Genomic DNA, 21,860 nt, shown 5'->3' with positions numbered 1-21,860 from the left:
ATACTGTCAATAGGGTACAATTTAGGCATATTGTGACCTATTTTAAGATGACGGCGACGAAAGGGGATTTGTTCACAACAGATCACAGAAGCCAAACCGCCCAGACTGCAATAGATTCTGGCACAAACGAGAACTTAACGCAAGGTTGAACTTCGACAAAAAATCCCCATCGGCGATCGCAGCCGGGAAGTTTATTTCAACAGTGTTCCCACGCCTAAGCGAAAGCATGGGATAATATCAGCGATGGTTGAGAAAAGCATCGTGAACAAACACAACAACATCAAACCCACTGCATCACAACACCAGGTGATTCAGCGTCAATGGCATCATCGTCTCTTTCAGTCTGTGGGATCGATGATTTTACTCTTAACGCTCCTAACCTCCTGCGCGTTACCTCAAGTTTCCGCAGAAGATCGAATATTTCTCGACTTCTCCCTAGACTTTTTAGGAGAATATTCCCTCGCCAACACAACCCAATTTAACAATAATTCTATCGGTCGTCTATCTGCCATTACCTACGAAATTCCCGGATATAGTAATAGCACCACAGAGGGAATTCACTTCTACGCCCTGACTCAAAATCAAGACGACAATTCCGCTCGGTTTTACACGCTAAAATTTGATTTAAACTCCCCAGAAAATACCCGCTTAAATCAGATTAAGATTGAAAACGAAACCGTTCTCAAAGGTCAAGACGGTCAACCCCTTTTGCTAACCACAACTCACCCCGAAAGTCTCGCCTTTTCGCCCCGGAATTCCCTGTTTATCGCCACAGAAAATACTGTAGAGGAACAGAGTTTACCGTTGATTGGAGAATACGACCTCAAAACCGGACAACTTCGCAATACCATTCCCATTCCCCCCAGTTATTTTCCCGCAATAGAAGACGGAAAACAACAGCAAGGCATCCAAGCCAATTCCGGGTTTAAAGCGATGAGTATTGCACCCGATGGTTTTAGTCCGGGCGGACAAGATCCCTTTCGTTTATTTACCTCAACCGAAGTGCCATTAGTTCAAGATCGAGATGAAAAGATAGGAACAAAACTGAGAATATTACACTATGTTATCGCCGATCGCGCATCTTTTCTCGTCTCAGAAAATCTCTATCCTTTAGAAGCGGAAGAAACCTCGCCCAATCAGTTAATTGATCTGGTTGCACTCAATCAAGGCGGATACTTTTTGAGTTTAGAGCAATCGGCCAATTCCAGTCAAATCTATCAAGTCTTTACCGGAGATGCAACCGATACATCCAGAATAGCCAGTTTGCGGGGAGAACTGCGAAAAGTACAACCGATGCGAAAAAAACTCTTACTCGACCTAAACCAACTCAACATATCCCTCCATCCTCTGACCAGCATGACATTAGGCCCCCGTTTACCGTCAGGAAATCAGAGTTTACTATTAATGAGTGAGGATGACAGCCAAACCACTCAATTTTTGCTCTTTAGCCTCAAGCAAACTTAATCTGTTATCCTAATCAAAAATTTACCCATAAGATAACGATTGCAAAAATGACTCATTCAACAGACATAGAAACCTTAGCCCGTTGGATGGCTTCCGACTTCAGCAACCAACCCCAGGCGTTTGACAACCCACCCCTTTTCGCCCATATTCGCGTCTGTATGCGTCCGTTACCCAAAGAATTCTTAGACGGGGTGAGTCTTTATCTCGAACAAGCCTATGATTACATTATTAACCAGCCCTATCGGGTACGAATTCTCAAACTCGTTCCCCAAGAAGATTATATTGATATTGAAAATTACGCCATCGAGAACCAAGAACAATTTTACGGCGCCTCCCGTCAACCTGAACGCCTACAAGACCTGAAAATTGAACAACTGAGAAAACTCCCCGGTTGTACCTTTATGACCCGTTGGACGGGTCACAGCTTTCGAGGAGAAGTTGAACCCGGAAAAGGGTGTATTGTAGAACGGAAAGGGAAAGTCACCTATCTTGACAGTTGGTTTGAAGTCCATGAAAATGGCATGACCAGCCACGACCGAGGACTGGACTCCGAAACCCACGAACACGTTTGGGGGTCGGTCGCCGGACCCTTTCAATTTGTGCGTTGGGCGAGTTTTGCTTCCGAAGTCAAAATCTAATCAAGTTCAACAAAACAGTTCACAGGGTACCAATTCCTGATACATTAACCCAGTATCAGCAAAACGAGATGCAATTGAATTTATGAAAGTTCTGGTAATTGGTGGTGATGGCTACTGCGGTTGGGCTACAGCCCTCCATTTATCCAACCGAGGCTATGAAGTTGGGATTTTAGATAACTTAGTGCGGCGACACTGGGATCAACAGCTTTGTATTGATACCCTAACCCCAATCGCACCCATTCATCAACGCATTCAACGCTGGAAAGATTTAACCGGGAAGTCTATCGACCTCTATGTGGGCGATATCAACGACTATAGCTTCCTTCTCGATAGTTTGCTGGAGTTTGAACCCGAAGCCATTGTACACTTCGGGGAACAGCGTTCGGCACCGTTTTCCATGATTGACCGGGAACACGCCGTTCTCACCCAGGTTAACAACGTCGTGGGAACGCTCAATATTTTATACGCCATGCGCGAACATTTCCCCGACTGTCATCTGGTGAAACTGGGAACGATGGGCGAATACGGTACCCCCAATATTGACATCGAAGAAGGTTATATTACTATCGAACACAACGGGCGAAAAGATACCCTACCCTATCCCAAGCAACCCGGAAGTTTCTATCATCTGTCCAAGGTTCACGACAGCCACAATATCCATTTTGCCTGTAAAATCTGGGGTCTGCGGGCGACAGATTTAAACCAAGGTGTGGTTTATGGGGTTCTTACCGATGAAACCGGCATGGATGAGATGTTAATTAACCGTCTCGACTACGATGGGGTTTTTGGTACCGCTTTAAACCGTTTCTGCATTCAAGCCGCTATCGGTCATCCCCTGACTGTTTACGGTAAAGGCGGACAAACTCGGGCTTTTCTCGATATTCGCGATACCGTTCGTTGTGTGGAGTTAGCCATTGCAACTCCCGCAGAAGCCGGTCAGTTCCGCGTCTTTAACCAGTTTACCGAAATGTTTAGCGTTAAAGATTTGGCGCTGATGGTGAAAAAAGCGGGTAATGCAGTTGGGTTGGATGTCGATATTCAAAACCTGGAAAATCCTCGGGTTGAAATGGAAAACCATTATTTCAATGCGAAGAATACCAATTTGTTAGATTTGGGATTACAACCCCATTTTCTATCGGATTCGTTGTTAGATTCGCTGTTGAATTTTGCGATGAAATATAAGGGTCGGGTAGACAAGAATGAAATTTTACCGAAAGTCTCTTGGCGAAATCCCGGTTCTGCAAAAATGACTAAGTAATCACAAACGAATATTTCAACAGATGAAAGAGTAGGTTGGGTTGAACGCTGTGAAACCCAACTTTTTCAATTAATACTAAATTATACGGTAGGGGCGTTCTATGCAGCGTCTTTCTATCAACTATCAGAAAACACCGATTAATATCTTGGGTGGATGAACTCACCGCTAAAATACAAAGACAGGAAGATTCTCCCTTTTGGGAATGTAATCATAGAATTAATCTAGAATTTATCTATGAATCTCTCGGAATTACCGCTAACCGCTTTTATTGACCCTCAAGGGAAAAATCGTCAGGAAATTGAACAACTGGCGAGTCAAGTTTTAGACTTAATCTTATCTCACTTAACCACTGCGATTAACCATTCACCGCTTCCCGAAGTCGGCGACCTCAGCGATTGGGTTTTAATTCCCGAACATCCCATCTCGGAATCGGTTTTACTGGAACAATTAAAGACTATAATTAAAAGTTCAACCAATGCGGCTAATCCCGGTTATATGGGTCACATGGACTCGATGCCGACGACCATTTCTATCTTAGCAGAATTGGTTGCAGCCGCACTGAATAATAATATGTTGAGTGTGGAAATGTCGGCGATATTTTCACGTCTGGAATTTCACCTGATTAAACAGTTTGCACGGCTATTTGGTTTGGGTGAAACTTCCGGTGGCGTCATGGTCAGTGGCGGAACTTTAGCCAATCTCCAAGCCTTAACCGTCGCCCGAAATCGGGCATTTCATTCGCACCAAGCGGGAATTTGGAATCACAGCCAGCAACCGGTTTTATTTGCTTCAGAAGTTGCTCATACCTCTGTACAAAAAGTAGCAATGTTGTTGGGATTGGGAACTTCTGCGGTGATTCCGATTCAAACAAATCACAACTCTCAAATCGAAATAGAAGATTTAAACCGTCAAATTAGACAGGCGAAATTAGCGGGAAAAATACCTTTTTGTATCGTCGCAACCGCCGGAACCACAACAACCGGAAATATTGATCCGTTACCCGCTATTGCTGAAATTGCCCGGGAACACAATTTATGGTTTCATGTGGATGCAGCTTATGGGGGAGCAATTATTTTTTCACCTCAACACCGTCAAAAATTACAAGGAATAGAACAGGCAGATTCTATCACATTTAACCCGCAAAAGTGGTTGTACGTTGCCCGAACTTGTGCAATGGTTTTGTTTCGAGACGTTCAACAGTTAGAAACTGAATTTAGAATTGGTGCGCCCTATATGCAAGCCGCAGATGATTTAATCAATTTAGGAGAAATTTCTGTACAAGGAACCCGCCATGCTGATGTGTTAAAATTCTGGTTATCGCTGCAACACTTCGGCAAAGAAGGTTACGCTAAATTAATCGATGAAAGCTATCAATTAACCGATTATTTATTTCAAAAATTACAAAACAAATCGGATGTAGAAGTTGTGGGTCAACCCGATATGAATATTATTTGTTTTCGGAGTATTCCTGCTAAAATTTTACCGGAGAATCGGGAAAAATGGAATGCCCAATTACAAGCTTATTTGCTGAAAAAAGCCAATCTATTTCTCTCTCTTCCCGTTTATCGGGGACAATGTTGGTTAAGAATTATTTTACTTAATCCTTATCTCAATCGGACACAACTTGATCGCCTGATTCAACAGATTGATACATTTACTCATTGCTAAAAACCCAATAATCTGCTTAACCCCTCAACCGGGTCAAACTTCCGCAATTAACAAAAACCCCCAAAAATATCCGGTCATCCCGAACAATATTCGGTAAAATTGAAACAGTAATCCGCTTGTAGTCTGGAGTTTCCTCATGCGACCGCTTAACTTTGTGTTAATTTTTATCGTTTGTATCGGCTTAGTTTTATTTAGTTTACAGAATACAGAACTTGCCACAATTCAATTGATCGAAGGGGTTGAATTTGAAGCCCCCCTCGCCATTGAACTCATTGCAGCAACCGGAGTCGGGGCTTTACTAGCTTGGCTGTTTGCTTTATTATCTCAACTGCAACGAATCGTCAGCGCCCGTCAAAATATGCGTCAGATTCGTCAGCAAGAACAACGCATTCAAGAATTAGAGAAAGATCTTCAGCAGGTTCATCAACAGGGACAGCGAATTCAAGAATTAGAGGGAGATGTTGAACAAATTCACGCTGAAGAAAAAAACAATAACTCTAAAACCGTTGTTTCCACCCCAAATTCTCCCAAACCTGAAGTCAAACCTATAACCGAGTCTGAAAATTCAACTGAAAATTCAACTGAAAATTCAACTGAAAATTCAACAGAAGACTCAGAAAAACAAGCAGATACCGTTCAATAATTGATCAAGAAACCGTCAACGCAGACGTTTAACAGTCCAATCAATTTTTCTCGCATTCTCGTTTGGTGACTTCGTGGCGATAGCGAAACATATCTTCTAAACGGCTATTGACCCACCACGCCAACAAGTTTTCAGCCAACCAACCGCCAGGGGGAGAATAGGAAATGGCATCGGTTAGGCGAGTTTTTCCCCCTTCTGAAGAAAACTGATGTCGGTGTACCCAACTTTCCATCGGACCTTGTTTCTGTTCGTCGGTAAACAGTCGATAGCAATCGCATTCGGTATGTACCGCTAACCATTGTACCGGAATCGGCCCCAACCACAGGCGAAATTCCGTTATCGCCCCCACATCCAACCCTCCCTCACGTCGGATCACCTCCACCGGTTGCCAAGGGGGGGTTAATAATTGTAAGATATCGGAACGTTCGTGGAAGGTCCAAACCGCCTCGACAGGCGCATCAATTACAGAACTATATCGAAAATGTAGCATGGCTATTTTTTAGAAGTTCTAGATCTAGAATTGCATGAGAATTAACTGATTGCTACACTAAAAACCTCTCCTCGTCCTGCGGACACTCCTCTCCTCGTAGGAGAGGGGCTGGGGGTGAGGTCAAAAGATAGCTGTTTTCAAGAATTAGAATTTAATTTATGGGTGATCGGTTTTCTAACTTATCTGATAATAGTCAATCTCAAGCCTTACTTTCCCAAGCGATCGCGGAGTTAGAAAGCGGAGACTTTCAACAACGTTGGGATGCAGCCAAACAGTTAACCAAAATGGGAACAATTGCCATTAACCCGTTGATAGAAATTCTCGAAGACTCCGAAACAGATCCCGAAGTGCGTTGGTTTGTCGCCCGGACTTTAGGACAGTTTAACAGCGATGCGGTTGTACCCGCTTTGGTCAACGTTTTACAAACCGCTAAAACCGAAGAGTCCTCAGAAAACTCATTACTAGAAATGGCAGCAACCGCCTTAGCCAATTTGGGAACTTCCGCCGTTGATTCTCTCAATATTTTACTCGAAAACGAACAGTTAAGACCGTTTGTCACAGAAGCACTCGCTCAAATTCGTCGCTCAGAAACGATCGCACCGCTACTGAGAGTCGTTAACGATTCTAACCCAAAAGTTCGCCAAACCAGTATTGAAGCTTTGGGCAGTTTTCACGATCCGCGTATTCCTCCCGTATTAATTAACGCTTTAAACGATCCTTACCCTGCGGTTAGAAAAGAAGCCATTATCGGGTTAAGTCGGCGAGAAGATTTAGTAAACAAATTGAATTTAGTTGAACAACTCCAGCCTTTATTATGGGATATTAACCCCGGTGTTTGTCAGCAGGCACAAATTGCCCTTTCCCGTTTGGGAACCGATGAAGCGGTGATGGCAATAGTCGAACAAATTCAATCGAAAACCACCCCCGCCAGCGTTAAAATTGATGCCGTGCGATCGCTATGTTGGATAGAAACCCCCGCAGCTTTAAATCAGCTTAAACAAATTTTATTCACCATTCCAGAAGAATCTAATTCTCACCCCTCATCTTTGGCAATTCATCAAGAAATTATTCAAGGAATCGGACGAACAAACCGACCCGAAGCCAAAACAAAAGCCAGTCAAATTTTAATAGAATTTCTCCAAAGTCAACATCCCGCTTTAGACATTCCAAATCTTAAACAATTGGTTGCTTTAAGTTTAGGACAGTTGGGAGATATTAACGCTTTTGATGCTTTAGTTCAACTGTTAGCCGATTCTCAAAAAACCGTTCAATTTCACTGTATCGCCGCCTTAAAACAGTTAAACGTTCCCATAAACTCTCCCCCAATTTATCAACGACTCCAACAATTAACTCAAGAAAATAATCTCGACCCCAATTTACAAAAAGGAATTTATATGGCGCTACAAGAATGGAATTAACAGGGAACAGGGAACAGGGAACAGGGAACAGGGAATAGGGAACAGTCACCAGTGATAACAGTTTTAAGTTTTCAGTTGGTTCTATTAGTAGATTTTAGGATGGCAAAGAGGATTTTGGCGATTTCTTCCGCATCTTGATAAATGCTGTTAAATGCCTTTTCGTCAATGTATCCTGTATCCTTAAGTATTGATAGCCAATACTTTGTTTCTTGACATTCTTTATAAGCAATAGAAACCTTTGCACTAAAATCGGACGAAGAAATGGCACTATTAGCTTCAGCTAAATTGGCTCCAATAGAAGTACCCGAACACAGAAGTTGTTTGCTGAGAACAAACTCTTTCTTAGTTTCAGTTAAATATTTATAGGCATTCACAATTCTAATTGCAAACTGATAAGCCTTATCATAAGCAATACTATTTTTACTCACAGGAATCTAACTGAAAACTAATCACTAAAAAAAACTGAAAACTGAAAACTGAAAACACTGGTGACTGGTGACTGGTAATGAGTGACTGTAAAACTGGTGACTGGTGACTGGTGACTGGTGACTGGTGACTGGTGACTGGTGACTGTAAAAGCTGTATCAACCCGTACCAAATGGGGATACTAAATCAATTACCATGAAATTGGATAGAGTAGAGCCATCTTAATCAAATTTTCATGCGCTTAGAGCAGTTGCAATCCTTTCTGTGTGTAGCTGAAACCGGAAGCTTTCAACAAGCCGCACAAATCTGTGGTGTAACTCAATCAACCATCAGCCGCCAGGTGCAAGGACTAGAAGCCGAACTCGGTTTACCCCTATTCCATCGTACCGCCCAAGCCAAGCTGACAGTTGGAGGAGAACGGTTTTGGCCCTACGCACGCAAAATTTGTCAAACCTGGGACAGTGCAAAAGAAGAACTGGCGACTTTGCTAGCCGGAAAACAACCCGAACTCTGTGTCGCCGCCATTCATTCCATTTGCGCCTCCTATTTGCCCCCGGTCTTACAAAAATTTTGCTACGCTTACCCAGAAGTACAACTGCGAGTCACCTCCTTAGGAAGCGATCGGGCGTTAAAAGTGTTGCGAGACGGGTTAGTTGACGTCGCCATCGTGATGAACAACCGATCCTTTACCGCAACCGGAGAATTGATAGTCGAAAGCCTCTATTGGGAACCCATAGAAGTATTGATGGCCTCTACCCATCCCCTCGCCAGTTATACTCAAGTCCCTTGGTCGGAATTGGTCCGTTATCCCCAGGTCGTGTTCAAAGACGGTTACGGAATGCAGCGTTGGGTTCTCGAAAAATTCAACCAAACCCAAAGCCAACTCAACGCCGTTCTAGAACTCAACACCCTCGATGCCTTTCGCGGAGTTGTCCGTCAGGGAGAATTAGTGGCTTTACTCCCCCGTTCGGCTTTAATTGAATCCCAAAGCGATCCAACTTTAGCCATTCGTCCCATTTCTCCCCAAAATGACCTACCCCCCTCCGCCGGCGATCGCGCTTGGAGTCGGGAAGTCGTCATGGTTGCCACTTCCGACCGAATGCAAATTCCCCCGATAGAATATTTCTGGAAGCTGGTACAAGAGTTTATTCCGCCAACCGAAAATTCCGTTCTCCCAGAAGTTGGCAAATTAACCGCTCATCGTACCTCCTAAACCCGATATCGGTGGGAACTTCCTTGTTGTTTTAACCTCTAACTTGGTGTAATGAGCGATCGCTTTCGAGACCTACTTCGTAAAATTGGCAGCGGCCCCCATACCGGCGAAAATCTCAATCGCACCGAAGCCGCAGATGCGATGAAAATGATGCTATTACAGGAAGCCACTCCTGCACAAATTGGCGCCTTTTTAATCGCCCACCGCATCAAACGGCCCACAGGCGAAGAATTAGCCGGAATGCTCGATGGCTGCGACGAGTTGGCCCCAAAACTCCAACCCCTCCCCACCCCTCCCCTACTCTTGAATTGTCCCTACGATGGGCGCTCCCGTACCGCTCCGGTTGCACCGCTAACCGCGTTAATTTTGGCAACCGCAGGCGTTCCGGTGATACTGCACGGGGGGGATACCATGCCGACCAAAGAAGGGATTCCCCTGATTGAAATTTGGCAGGGTTTGGGGGTAGACTGGACAGCGCTCACCCTCGAACAGGTTCAATCGGTTCTCGAAACCACCGGTTTGGGGTTTGTCTATCTTTCCCGTCATTTTCCCGAAGCAGCATCTTTGGTTCCCTACCGTCGGGAAATTGGCAAACGTCCCCCTCTGGCAACGATGGAATTGATGTGGTGTCCCTATGCGGGGGTGGCGACTCTCGCCTGCGGATACGTTCATCCTCCCACCGAAGTCTTATTTCGGGAAACGTTTAAATGGCGGGGAACGACTCGGTTTATTACCGTTAAAGGGTTAGAGGGCAGTTGTGATTTGCCTCGCGATCGCACTTGTATTATTGGCGTGCATCGAGTTTCGGATCAATCTGAAGATTCCGATATCGAACGGTTGTTATTGCATCCGAGTGATTACGGGTTTGGCGGAAAAGAAGTTTCTCTGGAAAGTTCTACTCAATTGCTGGCCGATATGCAGGCGGTTTTGGAGGGGAAAGCCTGCGAATTGATGCAAGCGGCAGTTTGGAATGGGGGATTTTACCTGTGGCAGTGTGGAGTGTGTTCCGATTTGGAATCCGGTTTATCGACCGCCAAACAATTATTGATTGATGGCGTTGCTGACAAACTGGAAACCCTTCGTCTAGCTGTTCAGGGTTCATCAAAGGAGAATCATGCTTCCTAAAAAACTCCTCAAAAAGCTCAAGAAAATTCCGATTCTTTCCTTGGGTTTATTAAGTCTTTCGGTTGTGCCGGGATTGATGATGATTGGTTTTGTTAGTACCGTTAATTTAACTTGTGAACGGACTGAACAAGCCCTCGGAAAATGCGATCTCGAAGAATCGGGTTTATTGGGTACAACTTCGACCGAAATTCCGATTAAGAGTTTGCAAGGCGCCCAAATCATCAAGAAGAATATTGAGGATTTGGCTGACTCGGATTATAGTGCTTTTTATGTGGCACTATTGACCGAAAATGGTCGGGTTTTTCTCCCGTTTTACCGTCTCGATCACCACTACGCTCAAGATATGGTTGCCGAAATTAACGACTTTGTTGATAATCCAGAAAATACGGTTCTGGAAATTGATGAAGATTATCGGTGGTCCGCTTATATCTGGGGATTAACTTTGCTTGGAGTCGGTGGCGGGTTGTTTACCAGTTGGGCTTCTCACACGAAGACGGTTTGATGGTTTTTGGTCGGTGTCGAATTTGATTGTTACACATTAAACCATGTCTGATTCTGCAATTGCTGCTTTGATTTTAGCCGGGGGAAAAAGTTCCCGCATGGGTCGGGATAAAGCCCTGATTGAGTGGGAAGGAAAACCGTTTTTAACCCGGGTTTGTCAGGTTGCAGTTTGCTGTTGTTCATCGGTTTATGTGTTAACCTCCTGGCCGGAACGGTATCGGGATATTGTCTCAGAATCGGTGCAATTTTTACCGGAGTCTTCTCCTGTTGGTCAAGGTCCATTAATGGCTTTAACAGACGGATTGACTCAAATTGATGCAGAGTGGGTGTTGCTTTTGGCTTGCGATTTACCTCAGCTACAACCGGAAATTTTGCAAGATTGGATGAGTCAATTAACTGATGTTTCTCAGTCTACTTTGGCGGTTGTTCCCCGTCAAGAGTCCGGTTGGGAACCCTTATGTGGATTTTATCGCCGCAGCGCTTTGACGGCTTTACAGGCGTTTCTTCAACAGGGAGGACGTTCGTTTCAAACTTGGTTGTCTCAAGTTCCGGTTCATCCGCTTAAGCTGGAACCGACAACGAAACCCATGCTGTTTAACTGTAATACTCCTCAAGATTTACAGGAGTTAAAACCGGAGTCGCAAACCTAAACTCAAACTAAAAAAATTAGCCCATCCGTTTGAATACTTTTAATTTTTTCTTTATTTTTAAAACCCCTAAAATCCCAAACCCTCAATTTTTCGGACTTTCGGATTGGCCGGAGTAAACTAGAGTCAAGATTGTCAACCATTTGACGGATTGAAATCGGCTAAACTCGATATTATCATCTACTATAAATAATTTTAAAAAACAAGTTTGGAGTTACCGGATGAAATACGCATTCGACCTGGTTGGCATTTCTCCTATTTTATCCTTTTTTTACCAACAACAAGAACTTAAGGAAAAATCATTGAATGATGTTGAATATTTGGGACATCATCAATGCAAACTTGATACCTTTCTTTCCTCGGTGGAAACCGTTTCTCAACAAAAAAATTGGAATATCGATGAGGTGGTTGATAGTGTGATAGGCTTTTGGGTGAATAATTCCGATAGCATTCAATATTGGAAGTCTCGTCTAGAAGATGCCGGTCGCGATAGTTTGTTAGTTGCTCGGGTTGGGGATATTAAGTCCCTGCGAACAACTTTTGAATCCCTCCTCAATGACTCTTAATCCTTGAAAACAGAATAGTTTTCTAGGGCGGGTTCCTCTCTCATCTATAACCTTTGTAAACCCTCCCCGATCTAGAACCTTTCTTCAACGGCGATCGCTTTTTTCCCTTCCCAACATTAAAAAATTCCCAAAATTTCCCCGATTTCCCCTTGACAAATCCCCCGACTTGACCTATTCTTAAATCATGGGAATCTGTGCCGACATATATATAGAAATTTCAACACAGAACGCTCGCGATCGCCTCTTATCAATAGAATTTCTATCTCAGGGGGACAGTTATTCAGCCAAACAATCAACCCGCCATCCGGGAAGAAGATAGATTCGGCGATCGCGCAGCTTCTCTAAAAAAAATATCGGTCAAAACTCAGGAAACCATATCACCTCCTCACCCATGTTTTCAATTTTCAGCGATCACTTTTTCCCCGACTCCCGACTATTACCTTTTCCCTGATCTGCCAAGATCGCTTCACTTTTGACCAACTACCTATTTATATCGATATTTCTCAAAAAAAATTCCCGAAAATTCCCCGATTTTCCCTTGACAAATCCCCCGACTTGACCTAATGTTAAATCATGGGAATCTGTGCCGACATATATATAAAGAATTTCAACTGACAAATGAGCGATCGCCACTAAATAGATAGAATTTATATATCTAGTTTCTATCTTTGGGGATAAATGTTCAGCAAAAGAACTAACCCGCCACCTGGGAAGAAGATCAATTTGGCGATCGCGTAGATTCACTAAAAAAATCGGTGAAAACTCAGCCAATCTATAAATCGAGCAATCAGATTGATCGCCTTTCCCCTTGACAAATCCCCCGACTTGACCTATTGTTAAATCATGGGAATCTGTGCCGACATATATATAAAGAATTTCAACTGACAAATGAGCGATCGCCAGCAGACAGATAGAAATTATATTTTGGGTTTCTATCTGTGGGGGGCAGTTATTCAGCAATAGAACTAACCCACCATCCGGGAAGAAGATCAATTTGGCGATCGCGTAGATTCACTAAAAAAATCGGTGAAAACTCAGCCAATCTATAAATCGAGCAATCACCCCGAAGAATTTTGGCACCAGCCTGAGTGAACCCAACGAGGGATTGATTGCTTGGCAGTAGAAGATCCGCTTTTCTCATCTGGCGAGTAGAGCAGAGGTGGCATCCTCACCGACTACCAGGAACTTTTACCTGGGCAGCACCCAAGTCATTTAAGCCTGTGGGTTCAGACTAATCGGTTTAGCCCGGTCGGTCGCCGTGTATAAATCGGCTTGCAGGACTTACAGGTTAGTTTTACCAAGCCTGTTGAGGTCTTTGATCAATGGAGAATTGACAATTGATAATTGATCATTAATTAATGAGGTTGAAGACCTCTCCTTTCAAGGAGAAAAAAGAAAAATTATTTCCTCTCTATCAATCCTATACATAAAGGATCGAGGTAATTATCCATTATCCATTATTAATTATCAATTATTGAACGACCCGGAACTCCAGAGTTACTATTAGCCGACAATAGTGCCGTACATTAGCAAATCAATCATACCACAACCGGCGGCTAAGTCGCGATTCGGAGTTGGCACTGAATTTGAAAAAGCACGGCAGGTTGGCTTAAAAGCTTACTTTCAAAGATTTTTGACCAGACCTTGACGGGCAATTTCATGCCCTAAAACCTGAGAAAAGAAATCCATTGTAAGACCATAGCGATTGTACATATGAACAACAGGTATGAGTTGACGATTGGGATTCAATATTCCCTTATCCGTGACAGTAATCTGTTCTTGAACCGGACTAATCAGCGTGAGAACACTACTGTCTACATTCTGTTGAGCTTGAGCGATGACCGAGCTAAAAGCATTAGAAGTATAGTATAAATTATTGAGAATCACTTGCTCAATTCTTCCGAAAGGCCGCTTGAGAATTTCCTCACAGATTAAATCAACAAACAATTCAATTCCTCGAAAATCCCCCAAAACCGTACCAATATTTAAAATCGGTTGACCCTGTACTTTTTTCAAAGCTTTTAAGCCATAAGCCTCCCGATACCAATCCGTATCGACTTGAGCTTCTTTGTAGGTGGGATCGCCATAAAAGATCCCCATATCGTAAAAATGGATATTGTCGGAACCCAAGCTTTCAAAAAAAGGCGATTGAAATGCCACATCCTTCACATCAGAAAGAAAAACCTTTTGATAACTTTTATGGGTTTTGAGAAAGCTTTGGTAACAAAGCCACCGAACAAAATGAGGATGATGCCAAAGTTCAATCAGCAGAGGATAAACGCCAGAGAAAAGGTTTTCAACCAAGGCGATATTGCGGGTTGATCTGGCTAAAACGAACCCTAGCTGAATCAAGAAGCGGCTGAAAAATTTGGCAACTTTTCCCATGCGGTAGGAATATTGACTTGGAGTATAGATAAACTGGATTGAGTATTTTTCAGCCAGATCCCCCAGTTGATCATCGACCTGATTGGTGTAGATAACCAAATCACATTCGGCAGGAGAATAAACCTGGCGCAGGGTTTTAGCAAAAATCTCAACTCGTTCATTAACCAAGTTCGTTGCAAATCCTAAAACAACATTTTGAGCAAAACAAACAGACATCAAACATCCCCCTTATTGTCTGCAATTTATATCCCGAGACTATAACAAATTAAAAACCGATAGGCAAGTCATAATTGTCAAAACTTTTAAAATTTTAATCTCGATTATTTTGAGGTTTGAGTTGTTTTATTTTTCAAACAATCACCCACAACCTCCCCAAATAAACGGCCCGAGAGAATTAATCCGGTTCGCTCGTTTGAGTTCGGTTCAAAACGGTTACTTAGAAGATCGACAACTACACCTTTCGTCCTCCCTAAATTCTGCGTCACCCCGTTCCCATTAACCCTTAATCTTCAACTCAAACATTTCTAACGTCATAATATAGATGTACTCATCTACACTTTTATAAGTTTGTCTTGTTAGACCGAATCCGCTTATCAAAGTAGCACTTCAAATCTTTCTCCAATTTCTCCGTTTCCATGATTGCAACAGCGCAAAAGTGCCTCTCTCAGAAACAACACTTATATATAAACCCGAATTACGATAATTTCAAACCTTTTATACCGCTTTTTAGCCGATAGCGTTTCCTTAAGCCAGAAAATAGTTGCGATCTTTTCTATTGCAAGATTACAACAAGCACCTCTTGCCAGATCAGATCTTGCCTCAACCCTAAAATTTTCTGCCTCACGACTTCTAAGAACTCCTCTATTCTTTACTTCCCCAATCATCCGCTTATTTTTACCCGCCATACAACCGACACGGACAACTGGGAAGCTTGCGAAGAATATTTTTACCCATAAAAAAAGATTCTTGACCCGTAAAAATTATCCCCAATTCCACATTAAAAAAAAATCCCAAAATTGCCGAGATTTTCCCTTGACAAATCCCCGAACTTGACCTACTCTTAAAGAATGGGAATCCGTGCCGACATATATATATAGAATTTCAACTCACAAATAAGCGATCGCGATTCGAGAGATAGAAATTCTATCTGTGGGGGGCAGTTATTCAGCAAAAGAACTAACCCACCATCCGCAAAGAAGATCAATTCGGCGATCGCGCAGCTTCTCTAAAAAAAATATCGGTCAAACCTCAAGAAAGCATATCGCCTCCGAAACCGTGTTTTCAATTTTCAGCGATCACTTTTTCCCCGACTCTCGACTATTATCAATGGATAATTGACAATTGATAATTGCTCATTAATTAATCAGGTTTAAGACCTCTCCTTATCCATTATCCATTATCCATTATCCATTATTGAACTGTTCCCTTATTTACCAAGATCGCTTCACTTTTGACCGACCAGTTATTTCTCTCAATATTTCTCAAAAAAATTCGCCAAATTGCCGAGATTTTCCCTTGACAAATCCCCGGACTTGACCTACTCTTAAAGAATGGGAATCCGTGCCGACATATATATATAGAATTTCAACTCACAAATAAGCGATCGCGATTCGAGAGATAGAAATTCTATCTGTGGGGGGCAGTTATTCAGCAAAAGAACTAACCCACCATCCGCAAAGAAGATCAATTCGGCGATCGCGCAGCTTCTCTAAAAAAATATCGGTCAAACCTCAAGAAAGCATATCGCCTCCGAAACCGTGTTTTCAATTTTCAGCGATCACTTTTTCCCCGACTCTCGACTATTATCAATGGATAATTGACAATTGATAATTGCTCATTAATTAATCAGGTTTAAGACCTCTCCTTATCCATTATCCATTATCCATTATCCATTATCCATTATCCATTATTGAACTGTTCCCTTATTTACCAAGATCGCTTCACTTTTGACCGACCAGTTATTTCTCTCAATATTTCTCAAAAAAATTCGCCAAATTGCCGAGATTTTCCCTTGACAAATCCCCGGACTTGACCTACTCTTAAAGAATGGGAATCCGTGCCGACATATATATATAGGAAGAAATACCCGGTTTATATTAGCCGAACAGATTTGTAAAACTTGTAGCCGATAGTAGTCCGTTAAATTTGAAAATTCCCCTAAAAGATAACCCGAAGAAATTATCCACAAATTATCCACAAAATTACTATCCGGTTGGTTATTGAGATTTTTGGAGATTGTTTGCGAGAATGATAAAGCTTGTAACACTTTGATATCGAAAAGGGAAGCTTAATCGGTTATAAACAAAAAGAGTAATCCTTGTGGAGATTTCTATGGATAAGGACAAATTGATCGCATCCCTCGACGCTGCGATCGCCAAATACCAAGATAACCCTGTCAACCGAGTTATTGTCTCTCTAACCAAACAGGTTTGGCAGATTGATTGGACAGTTGCCCCCTACGATATCATTAGTCACTATCTTGAGTTTGATATTCCCTACTTTTATCGGTTTATGGCAATGGATGAAGGGGACGAACAGCAAGAACAAGAATTAATTATCGAGTGGGTTAATAGCAGAACGGCATTGAATCGGGAAGCAAAAGCCAATCTCCCTGCGTTAGTAGAAGAACTCAATTTGTTACGCCAGGACGCAATATAGGTCTAATTTAGGTTGATATTAGATTGATTGTTGAAGGGGAAATTATGATTGAGATTAAACTCGAAACACCAGTCATTCAAAGCATTTAAAACCCTTAATTGGATAGAATTGCCATTCGGGTGATTGATTGATATTCGAGAACAATTCAGATAATTTCCTATTTCTTGATGTAGACCCGATCTGCTAACGGGGTGACAAGCTTTAAAAAAGCCCAATTCTCCCGATTTCACAGCAAAAGGAAGTCAAAAAAATAAAATTTGCTTTGGAAGCTGATAGTACAAACAACCGATATCAAGCTAATTTTCCTCCACTATTAAATTAGATAATCAAAATAGACTTTAACCCACAGCCATCAACCCCGACTGTCCCACCCAAAACCATAAGTTTATCTAATTAAAAACCGCCAATCCTTTGGAAAATCAAAATTTTATCGAAAAAATTGGAATTTTTATTGAGAAAATTTCCTAAAAAGTTGACGAAAATATAGGGGTTCTGGTAGGCTATAAAAAACACCACCCAAGGGGTTACTCTGTCTACACGTCAAAACAAAGCCTAAAACCCCGATTATCTCGTGAAATATCAGGATTTTCTGACCAAAAAATTAAAACCCCGACGCACGAATTTTCAAAGCCCAAGCCCAACCCCCAAATCTTCATCTTGACAAAATAGACAATTTATGTATTAAAAAAGAAACTGTAAAAACGGGTCACAGTTTACTGTTAACTGATAACTGTAAAAACTGGTGACTGGTAATGAGTGACTGGTGACTGTATGAGGTGTCATGTCTCGTTCTAAAGCGCTGCAATATTACGTCTTGATTCGGTTGCTGTTAGCCCCGTTAATGCTGTGGACCATTACAACCGTCGTATTTTTGTTACTCAGAGCAACTCCCGGCGATCCGGTCGATGCCATACTCGGCCCCCGCGCTCCGGCCGCTGCCAAAGAAGCACTGCGATCGCAATTGGGGCTAGATGGGTCTTTGGTCCAACAATATCTCGACTACATGGGAGATTTACTCCAATTTGACTTGGGAACATCCCTGACCAGTCGCGGACAGTCGGTTTGGGAAATTATCTGGGACTATTTTCCGGCGACGGTGGAATTGGGGGTATTCAGTCTGTTGGTAGCTTTGGCGATCGGGGTGAGTGTCGGGGCGATGTCCGCTTCTCGTCCCAATACCATTTGGGATACCGTCGGGCGCTTGTTTGGTATAATTACTTATTCAGTACCCGCATTTTGGGCGGGGATGGTCTTTCAGCTTGTGTTTGCGGTGCAGTTGGGCTGGTTTCCTCTGGGGACTCGTTTCCCGGTCAGCATGACTCCGCCTTTGCAGTTGACCGGGCTGTATACCCTCGATAGTTTGTTAACGGCTAATATCGGGCAGTTTTTGACCGCGCTGTACTATCTGTGTTTGCCTTGTTTGACTTTGGGGTTGTTGCTCAGTGGCATTTTTGAGCGGATCGTCCGGGTGAATTTGCGTCAAACCTTGCAAGCCGACTATGTGGAAGCGGCGAGGGCGCGAGGAATTCCCGAAAAACGGATTTTGATCGCTCATGCGCTAAAAAATGCTTTGATTCCCGTGATTACCGTGTTGGGGTTGACCTTGGCAGCCTTGTTGGGCGGGGCAATTTTGACCGAGGTGACGTTTTCCTGGCCGGGACTGGCGAATCGGCTTTACGAAGCGATTACCCTGCGAGATTATCCCACTGTTCAGGGAATTGTCGTGTTTTTTGCCGGTATTGTGGCGATCGCCAGTATTGGTATTGATATTTTGAACGCTTACGTCGATCCCCGGATTCGATATTAATAGGGGAAAGGGAAAAGGCAGTTATCAGTTATCAGTTATCAGTTATCACTTACCACTGGTCACTGGTCACTGGTGAGGCAGTGCGGACCCACGCGGAATAGTCGAGAGCGCGAAGTCCGTTGCGGGGGTTCCCCCCGTTGTAGGAACTTCGCGCATAGAGCAAAGTTTGCAATCTTAGCAACGGACGTTCCCGGAGGGTCACTGGTCACTGTATCTCCTCAACTCCTAAAACGGCAAAAGTCTGAAAATCCTAACAGGATTAGCGGCTCTTGGACAAATTTTTTAATACTTCGTAATATTTACCGGGGATAGCGTTAATAATTTTTAATGCAACCCGGGCGGACTCCATTGTATAACTGATACCTGAGGGAGAACAATCACAGACTAAAGATTAATCAACCCAACGTCTGTTCATTAAGAAAGTTTAAATTTCTCTCATAAACCGTGTAAAATTTTCTAAGATTCTCAAGGTGAAGATCGTGAGAAACCGGGCAACTGGAAAATCGCGATCGCAACCCCAGAGGATAATGACAATCCCATTAATAACGGGTTGTTGTCTCCAGTCTTTATCCAACGACTATAAAGTTGGCAAAGATTTGGAAATCTCAAAAAAGAGAACCGAAAGTAAACTCAAACCAATCGAGTAGGAGATTGAATCCATGTTTGACGCCTTCACTAAGGTAGTATCTCAAGCAGACGCACGGGGTGAAATGTTAAGCACCTCTCAAATCGACGCTCTCAGCCAAATGGTTGCAGACGGCAACAAGCGTCTTGATTCTGTTAACCGCATCACCAGCAACGCTTCCAGCATTGTTGCTAACGCTGCTCGTTCTTTGTTCTCCGAACAGCCTCAATTGATCCAACCCGGTGGAAATGCTTACACTAGCCGCCGGATGGCCGCCTGCTTGCGCGATATGGAAATCATCCTCCGCTATGTTACCTATGCAATCTTTGCAGGTGATCCTAGCGTTCTCGACGATCGCTGCCTGAATGGTCTGCGTGAAACCTACCAAGCTCTGGGTACTCCGGGTGCTTCCGTTGCAGTAGGCGTTCAAAAAATGAAAGAAGCGGCTTTAGCAATCGTTATGGACCCCAGCGGTATTACCCAAGGCGACTGCAACGCTCTGCAATCTGAAATCGCTAGCTACTTTGATCGTGCTGCGGCAGCAGTTGGCTAAAATTCTGCCTTTAGAACCGATTCTGACCAACTGCGCTCAAGTCGCATTTGTATGGCTCGCACTCATTCAAAAACTCTGTACACCTAACCAGAAGAGATTAAAAGCATGAAGACTCCTTTAACCGAAGCTGTCACCACCGCAGATTCTCAGGGTCGTTTCCTGAGCAGCACTGAAATTCAAGTTGCTTTCGGACGTTTCCGCCAAGCCCAAGCCGGTTTGGAAGCGGCTAAAGCTTTGACTTCCAAAGCTGATAGCTTAATCAACGGTGCTGCTCAAGCCGTTTATTCCAAGTTCCCCTACACCACTCAAATGCAAGGGCCGAACTACGCGGCTGACCAACGCGGTAAAGATAAGTGCGCTCGTGACATCGGTTACTACCTGCGGATGGTGACTTACTGCTTAATCGCAGGCGGTACCGGTCCGATGGATGAGTACCTGATTGCTGGTATCGATGAAATCAACCGGACTTTTGAACTGTCTCCTAGCTGGTACATCGAAGCTCTCAAGTACATCAAAGCCAATCATGGTTTGAGCGGCGATCCGGCAGTAGAAGCGAATTCCTACATCGACTACGCAATTAACGCTCTGAGCTAGTCAGCGGTTTGTTGCCTGGAACGATAGATAGCTGTTAGCTAACGGCAATTGGTTGAGTTAGCAGTTATTTAACGCTCCAGGCATCTTATTATTAGATAGAAAGCAGCAATAACATCAGCAACTTTTAAAATCTTTTTGCTGTTCTCGGCTGTTTGATCTAAAACAACCCAAGCAGTTCTGAGTTTTTCCCAGTATTTTTCTTTGAAAAAAATTAATTGAAAAATACGGGATTCTATTTGTCGTGTGTCCCGGAGGTAGCTATGACAACATTATTAGTCCCCGCCAATTTACAAGCTGCGGGACGTTTAGGCTTGGATGCGTTTGATGGTACCAAAGTAGAATTGCGTCCAGATTGGACAGAAAGCGATCTGCAAGCGATTTTTCGTGCCACCTACAGACAGGTACTCGGCAACGAGTATATCATGAAAGCGGAACGTTTGACTTCAGCAGAATCTTTACTCAGACAAGGAAATTTAACGGTTCGTGATTTTGTCCGTGCCGTTGCCCTTTCTGAGTTATACAAGAAGAAATTTTTCTATCCCAATAACAACCAACGTTTTGTAGAACTGAACTTCAAACATCTGTTGGGACGTCCTCCCCACGATGAAGAAGAACTGGCATTCCACACCCGTTTGGTCGAAGATAAAGGCTACGATGCCGAAATTAACTATTACTTCGAGAGCGAAGAATACGAAAATAAATTCGGCGACAACATCGTTCCTTACTACGTCGGCTTCCAAGTGTTGCCCGGATCGAGAACCGTAGGCTTTAGCCGGATGTTCCAATTGTATCGCGGTTACGCCAACAACGATCGCGGTCAAGCCGGAAGCAAAAATGGCCGCCTGTTTAAAGAAGTGGCTCGCAACCAAGCCAGTACGATTCCTCAATCTTCACCAATTGCAGGCAAATCAAAAATGGATGCACCCCAAAAATCCTTTGGGGGACTGGGAAATCGTCAGCAACGGGTTTATCGGGTAGAAGTCACCAACCGCATTGGTTCTTCTATACGGGATAATAACGTTCGTCGCTCGAATAAGGCTTATTTAGTTCCCTACGAAGAACTATCTTCTCGGATGCAACAAATTCTTCGCAGTGGCGCCAAGATTGTCAGCGTTCGCGAAACCTAAACTCTCGAGATCAACATGAGGTGGTAAGCATTTGAGCAATCAAGCTTGCCATCA

General features: G+C 43.3%; 19 protein-coding genes. 16 read left to right on the top strand and 3 right to left on the bottom strand.

Annotation, left to right across the window (positions count from 1 at the left end):
• Positions 1-261 precede the first annotated feature (261 nt).
• From ACL6C3_RS05960 to ACL6C3_RS05940, 5 genes are all read left to right on the top strand, one after another.
• Positions 262-1,464: an esterase-like activity of phytase family protein gene (locus ACL6C3_RS05960; RefSeq protein WP_413166179.1), complete on the top strand. Its 1,203-nt coding sequence runs from the start codon at positions 262-264 to the stop codon at positions 1,462-1,464.
• A gap of 47 nt (positions 1,465-1,511) precedes the next feature.
• Positions 1,512-2,102, top strand: coding sequence for a chromophore lyase CpcT/CpeT (locus ACL6C3_RS05955; protein ID WP_413166177.1), 591 nt, complete (start codon positions 1,512-1,514; stop codon positions 2,100-2,102).
• Positions 2,103-2,184: 82 nt separating this feature from the next.
• Entirely contained in the window at positions 2,185-3,360 is a 1,176-nt protein-coding gene (locus ACL6C3_RS05950; protein WP_413166176.1) for an NAD-dependent epimerase/dehydratase family protein, read from the top strand.
• Positions 3,361-3,594: 234 nt separating this feature from the next.
• Positions 3,595-5,028: a pyridoxal phosphate-dependent decarboxylase family protein gene (locus ACL6C3_RS05945; protein WP_413166174.1), complete on the top strand. Its 1,434-nt coding sequence runs from the start codon at positions 3,595-3,597 to the stop codon at positions 5,026-5,028.
• A gap of 136 nt (positions 5,029-5,164) precedes the next feature.
• On the top strand, positions 5,165-5,671 hold the full coding sequence (locus tag ACL6C3_RS05940; RefSeq protein ID WP_413166172.1) for a lipopolysaccharide assembly protein LapA domain-containing protein: 507 nt from the start codon (positions 5,165-5,167) through the stop codon (positions 5,669-5,671).
• Between the two features lie 40 nt (positions 5,672-5,711).
• Here ACL6C3_RS05940 and ACL6C3_RS05935 read toward each other — a convergent pair whose 3' ends face one another.
• On the bottom strand, positions 5,712-6,161 hold the full coding sequence (locus ACL6C3_RS05935) for an SRPBCC family protein (protein WP_413166170.1): 450 nt from the start codon (positions 6,159-6,161) through the stop codon (positions 5,712-5,714).
• Positions 6,162-6,319: 158 nt separating this feature from the next.
• On the opposite strand from ACL6C3_RS05935, the gene ACL6C3_RS05930 reads away from it, so the two are divergent.
• Positions 6,320-7,579: a HEAT repeat domain-containing protein gene (locus tag ACL6C3_RS05930; protein WP_413166169.1), complete on the top strand. Its 1,260-nt coding sequence runs from the start codon at positions 6,320-6,322 to the stop codon at positions 7,577-7,579.
• 71 nt (positions 7,580-7,650) lie between these two features.
• On the opposite strand, the gene ACL6C3_RS05925 is transcribed toward ACL6C3_RS05930, so the two are convergent.
• Entirely contained in the window at positions 7,651-8,007 is a 357-nt protein-coding gene (locus tag ACL6C3_RS05925) for a four helix bundle protein (RefSeq protein WP_413166167.1), read from the bottom strand.
• Positions 8,008-8,240: 233 nt separating this feature from the next.
• Here ACL6C3_RS05925 and ACL6C3_RS05920 point away from each other — a divergent pair, with 233 nt between their 5' ends.
• The 5 genes from ACL6C3_RS05920 to ACL6C3_RS05900 all read left to right on the top strand — a co-directional run bounded on the left by ACL6C3_RS05920 (position 8,241) and on the right by ACL6C3_RS05900 (position 12,057).
• On the top strand, positions 8,241-9,218 hold the full coding sequence (locus tag ACL6C3_RS05920; RefSeq protein ID WP_413166165.1) for a LysR family transcriptional regulator: 978 nt from the start codon (positions 8,241-8,243) through the stop codon (positions 9,216-9,218).
• 51 nt (positions 9,219-9,269) lie between these two features.
• Positions 9,270-10,343 (top strand): anthranilate phosphoribosyltransferase family protein, encoded by a 1,074-nt coding sequence (locus ACL6C3_RS05915; RefSeq protein ID WP_413166163.1) that lies wholly within the window; start codon positions 9,270-9,272, stop codon positions 10,341-10,343.
• Positions 10,333-10,845 carry a hypothetical protein gene (locus tag ACL6C3_RS05910; RefSeq protein WP_413166161.1) on the top strand — a complete coding sequence of 171 codons (513 nt, stop codon included), beginning with the start codon at positions 10,333-10,335 and terminating at the stop codon, positions 10,843-10,845. Before ACL6C3_RS05915 ends, ACL6C3_RS05910 begins: the two co-directional genes overlap by 11 nt.
• A 43-nt stretch (positions 10,846-10,888) precedes the next feature.
• The gene (locus ACL6C3_RS05905; RefSeq protein WP_413166160.1) at positions 10,889-11,494 is read left to right on the top strand and encodes a molybdenum cofactor guanylyltransferase; all 606 of its coding nucleotides are present in this window, start codon (positions 10,889-10,891) and stop codon (positions 11,492-11,494) included.
• Positions 11,495-11,712: 218 nt separating this feature from the next.
• Entirely contained in the window at positions 11,713-12,057 is a 345-nt protein-coding gene (locus ACL6C3_RS05900; RefSeq protein ID WP_413166158.1) for a hypothetical protein, read from the top strand.
• A gap of 1,623 nt (positions 12,058-13,680) precedes the next feature.
• On the opposite strand, the gene ACL6C3_RS05895 is transcribed toward ACL6C3_RS05900, so the two are convergent.
• On the bottom strand, positions 13,681-14,658 hold the full coding sequence (locus ACL6C3_RS05895; RefSeq protein WP_413166157.1) for a hypothetical protein: 978 nt from the start codon (positions 14,656-14,658) through the stop codon (positions 13,681-13,683).
• A gap of 2,115 nt (positions 14,659-16,773) precedes the next feature.
• On the opposite strand from ACL6C3_RS05895, the gene ACL6C3_RS05890 reads away from it, so the two are divergent.
• The 5 genes from ACL6C3_RS05890 to ACL6C3_RS05870 all read left to right on the top strand — a co-directional run bounded on the left by ACL6C3_RS05890 (position 16,774) and on the right by ACL6C3_RS05870 (position 21,806).
• The gene (locus ACL6C3_RS05890; RefSeq protein ID WP_413166155.1) at positions 16,774-17,100 is read left to right on the top strand and encodes a hypothetical protein; all 327 of its coding nucleotides are present in this window, start codon (positions 16,774-16,776) and stop codon (positions 17,098-17,100) included.
• Positions 17,101-17,881: 781 nt separating this feature from the next.
• On the top strand, positions 17,882-18,907 hold the full coding sequence (locus ACL6C3_RS05885; protein WP_413166153.1) for an ABC transporter permease: 1,026 nt from the start codon (positions 17,882-17,884) through the stop codon (positions 18,905-18,907).
• Positions 18,908-19,566: 659 nt separating this feature from the next.
• Positions 19,567-20,085 carry a phycocyanin subunit beta gene (locus ACL6C3_RS05880; RefSeq protein WP_413166151.1) on the top strand — a complete coding sequence of 173 codons (519 nt, stop codon included), beginning with the start codon at positions 19,567-19,569 and terminating at the stop codon, positions 20,083-20,085.
• Positions 20,086-20,190: 105 nt separating this feature from the next.
• The gene (gene cpcA / locus ACL6C3_RS05875) at positions 20,191-20,679 is read left to right on the top strand and encodes a phycocyanin subunit alpha (RefSeq protein ID WP_413166149.1); all 489 of its coding nucleotides are present in this window, start codon (positions 20,191-20,193) and stop codon (positions 20,677-20,679) included.
• A gap of 260 nt (positions 20,680-20,939) precedes the next feature.
• A complete protein-coding gene (locus ACL6C3_RS05870; RefSeq protein ID WP_413166148.1) occupies positions 20,940-21,806 on the top strand; it encodes a phycobilisome rod-core linker polypeptide in 867 nt (288 codons plus the stop codon).
• Positions 21,807-21,860 lie beyond the last annotated feature (54 nt).

Source organism: Capilliphycus salinus ALCB114379, from assembly GCF_047276495.1.
GTDB classification, from domain to species: Bacteria; Cyanobacteriota; Cyanobacteriia; order Cyanobacteriales; family Microcoleaceae; genus Capilliphycus; species Capilliphycus salinus.
Note: the sequence above shows the minus strand (reverse complement) of the source record. Positions and strands in the feature narration are given on the sequence as shown.

What these genes read in the sequence shown, in the direction of transcription:
- ACL6C3_RS05930 (WP_413166169.1), top strand. Translation starts at nt 6,320, where the DNA reads ATGGGTGATCGGTTTTCTAACTTATCTGATAATAGTCAATCTCAAGCC.
- ACL6C3_RS05885 (WP_413166153.1), top strand. Translation starts at nt 17,882, where the DNA reads ATGTCTCGTTCTAAAGCGCTGCAATATTACGTCTTGATTCGGTTGCTG.
- ACL6C3_RS05955 (WP_413166177.1), top strand. Translation starts at nt 1,512, where the DNA reads ATGACTCATTCAACAGACATAGAAACCTTAGCCCGTTGGATGGCTTCC.
- ACL6C3_RS05880 (WP_413166151.1), top strand. Translation starts at nt 19,567, where the DNA reads ATGTTTGACGCCTTCACTAAGGTAGTATCTCAAGCAGACGCACGGGGT.
- cpcA (WP_413166149.1), top strand. Translation starts at nt 20,191, where the DNA reads ATGAAGACTCCTTTAACCGAAGCTGTCACCACCGCAGATTCTCAGGGT.
- ACL6C3_RS05905 (WP_413166160.1), top strand. Translation starts at nt 10,889, where the DNA reads ATGTCTGATTCTGCAATTGCTGCTTTGATTTTAGCCGGGGGAAAAAGT.
- ACL6C3_RS05935 (WP_413166170.1), bottom strand. Translation starts at nt 6,161, where the DNA reads ATGCTACATTTTCGATATAGTTCTGTAATTGATGCGCCTGTCGAGGCG.
- ACL6C3_RS05870 (WP_413166148.1), top strand. Translation starts at nt 20,940, where the DNA reads ATGACAACATTATTAGTCCCCGCCAATTTACAAGCTGCGGGACGTTTA.
- ACL6C3_RS05895 (WP_413166157.1), bottom strand. Translation starts at nt 14,658, where the DNA reads ATGTCTGTTTGTTTTGCTCAAAATGTTGTTTTAGGATTTGCAACGAAC.
- ACL6C3_RS05950 (WP_413166176.1), top strand. Translation starts at nt 2,185, where the DNA reads ATGAAAGTTCTGGTAATTGGTGGTGATGGCTACTGCGGTTGGGCTACA.
- ACL6C3_RS05945 (WP_413166174.1), top strand. Translation starts at nt 3,595, where the DNA reads ATGAATCTCTCGGAATTACCGCTAACCGCTTTTATTGACCCTCAAGGG.
- ACL6C3_RS05920 (WP_413166165.1), top strand. Translation starts at nt 8,241, where the DNA reads ATGCGCTTAGAGCAGTTGCAATCCTTTCTGTGTGTAGCTGAAACCGGA.
- ACL6C3_RS05910 (WP_413166161.1), top strand. Translation starts at nt 10,333, where the DNA reads ATGCTTCCTAAAAAACTCCTCAAAAAGCTCAAGAAAATTCCGATTCTT.
- ACL6C3_RS05900 (WP_413166158.1), top strand. Translation starts at nt 11,713, where the DNA reads ATGAAATACGCATTCGACCTGGTTGGCATTTCTCCTATTTTATCCTTT.
- ACL6C3_RS05940 (WP_413166172.1), top strand. Translation starts at nt 5,165, where the DNA reads ATGCGACCGCTTAACTTTGTGTTAATTTTTATCGTTTGTATCGGCTTA.
- ACL6C3_RS05915 (WP_413166163.1), top strand. Translation starts at nt 9,270, where the DNA reads ATGAGCGATCGCTTTCGAGACCTACTTCGTAAAATTGGCAGCGGCCCC.
- ACL6C3_RS05890 (WP_413166155.1), top strand. Translation starts at nt 16,774, where the DNA reads ATGGATAAGGACAAATTGATCGCATCCCTCGACGCTGCGATCGCCAAA.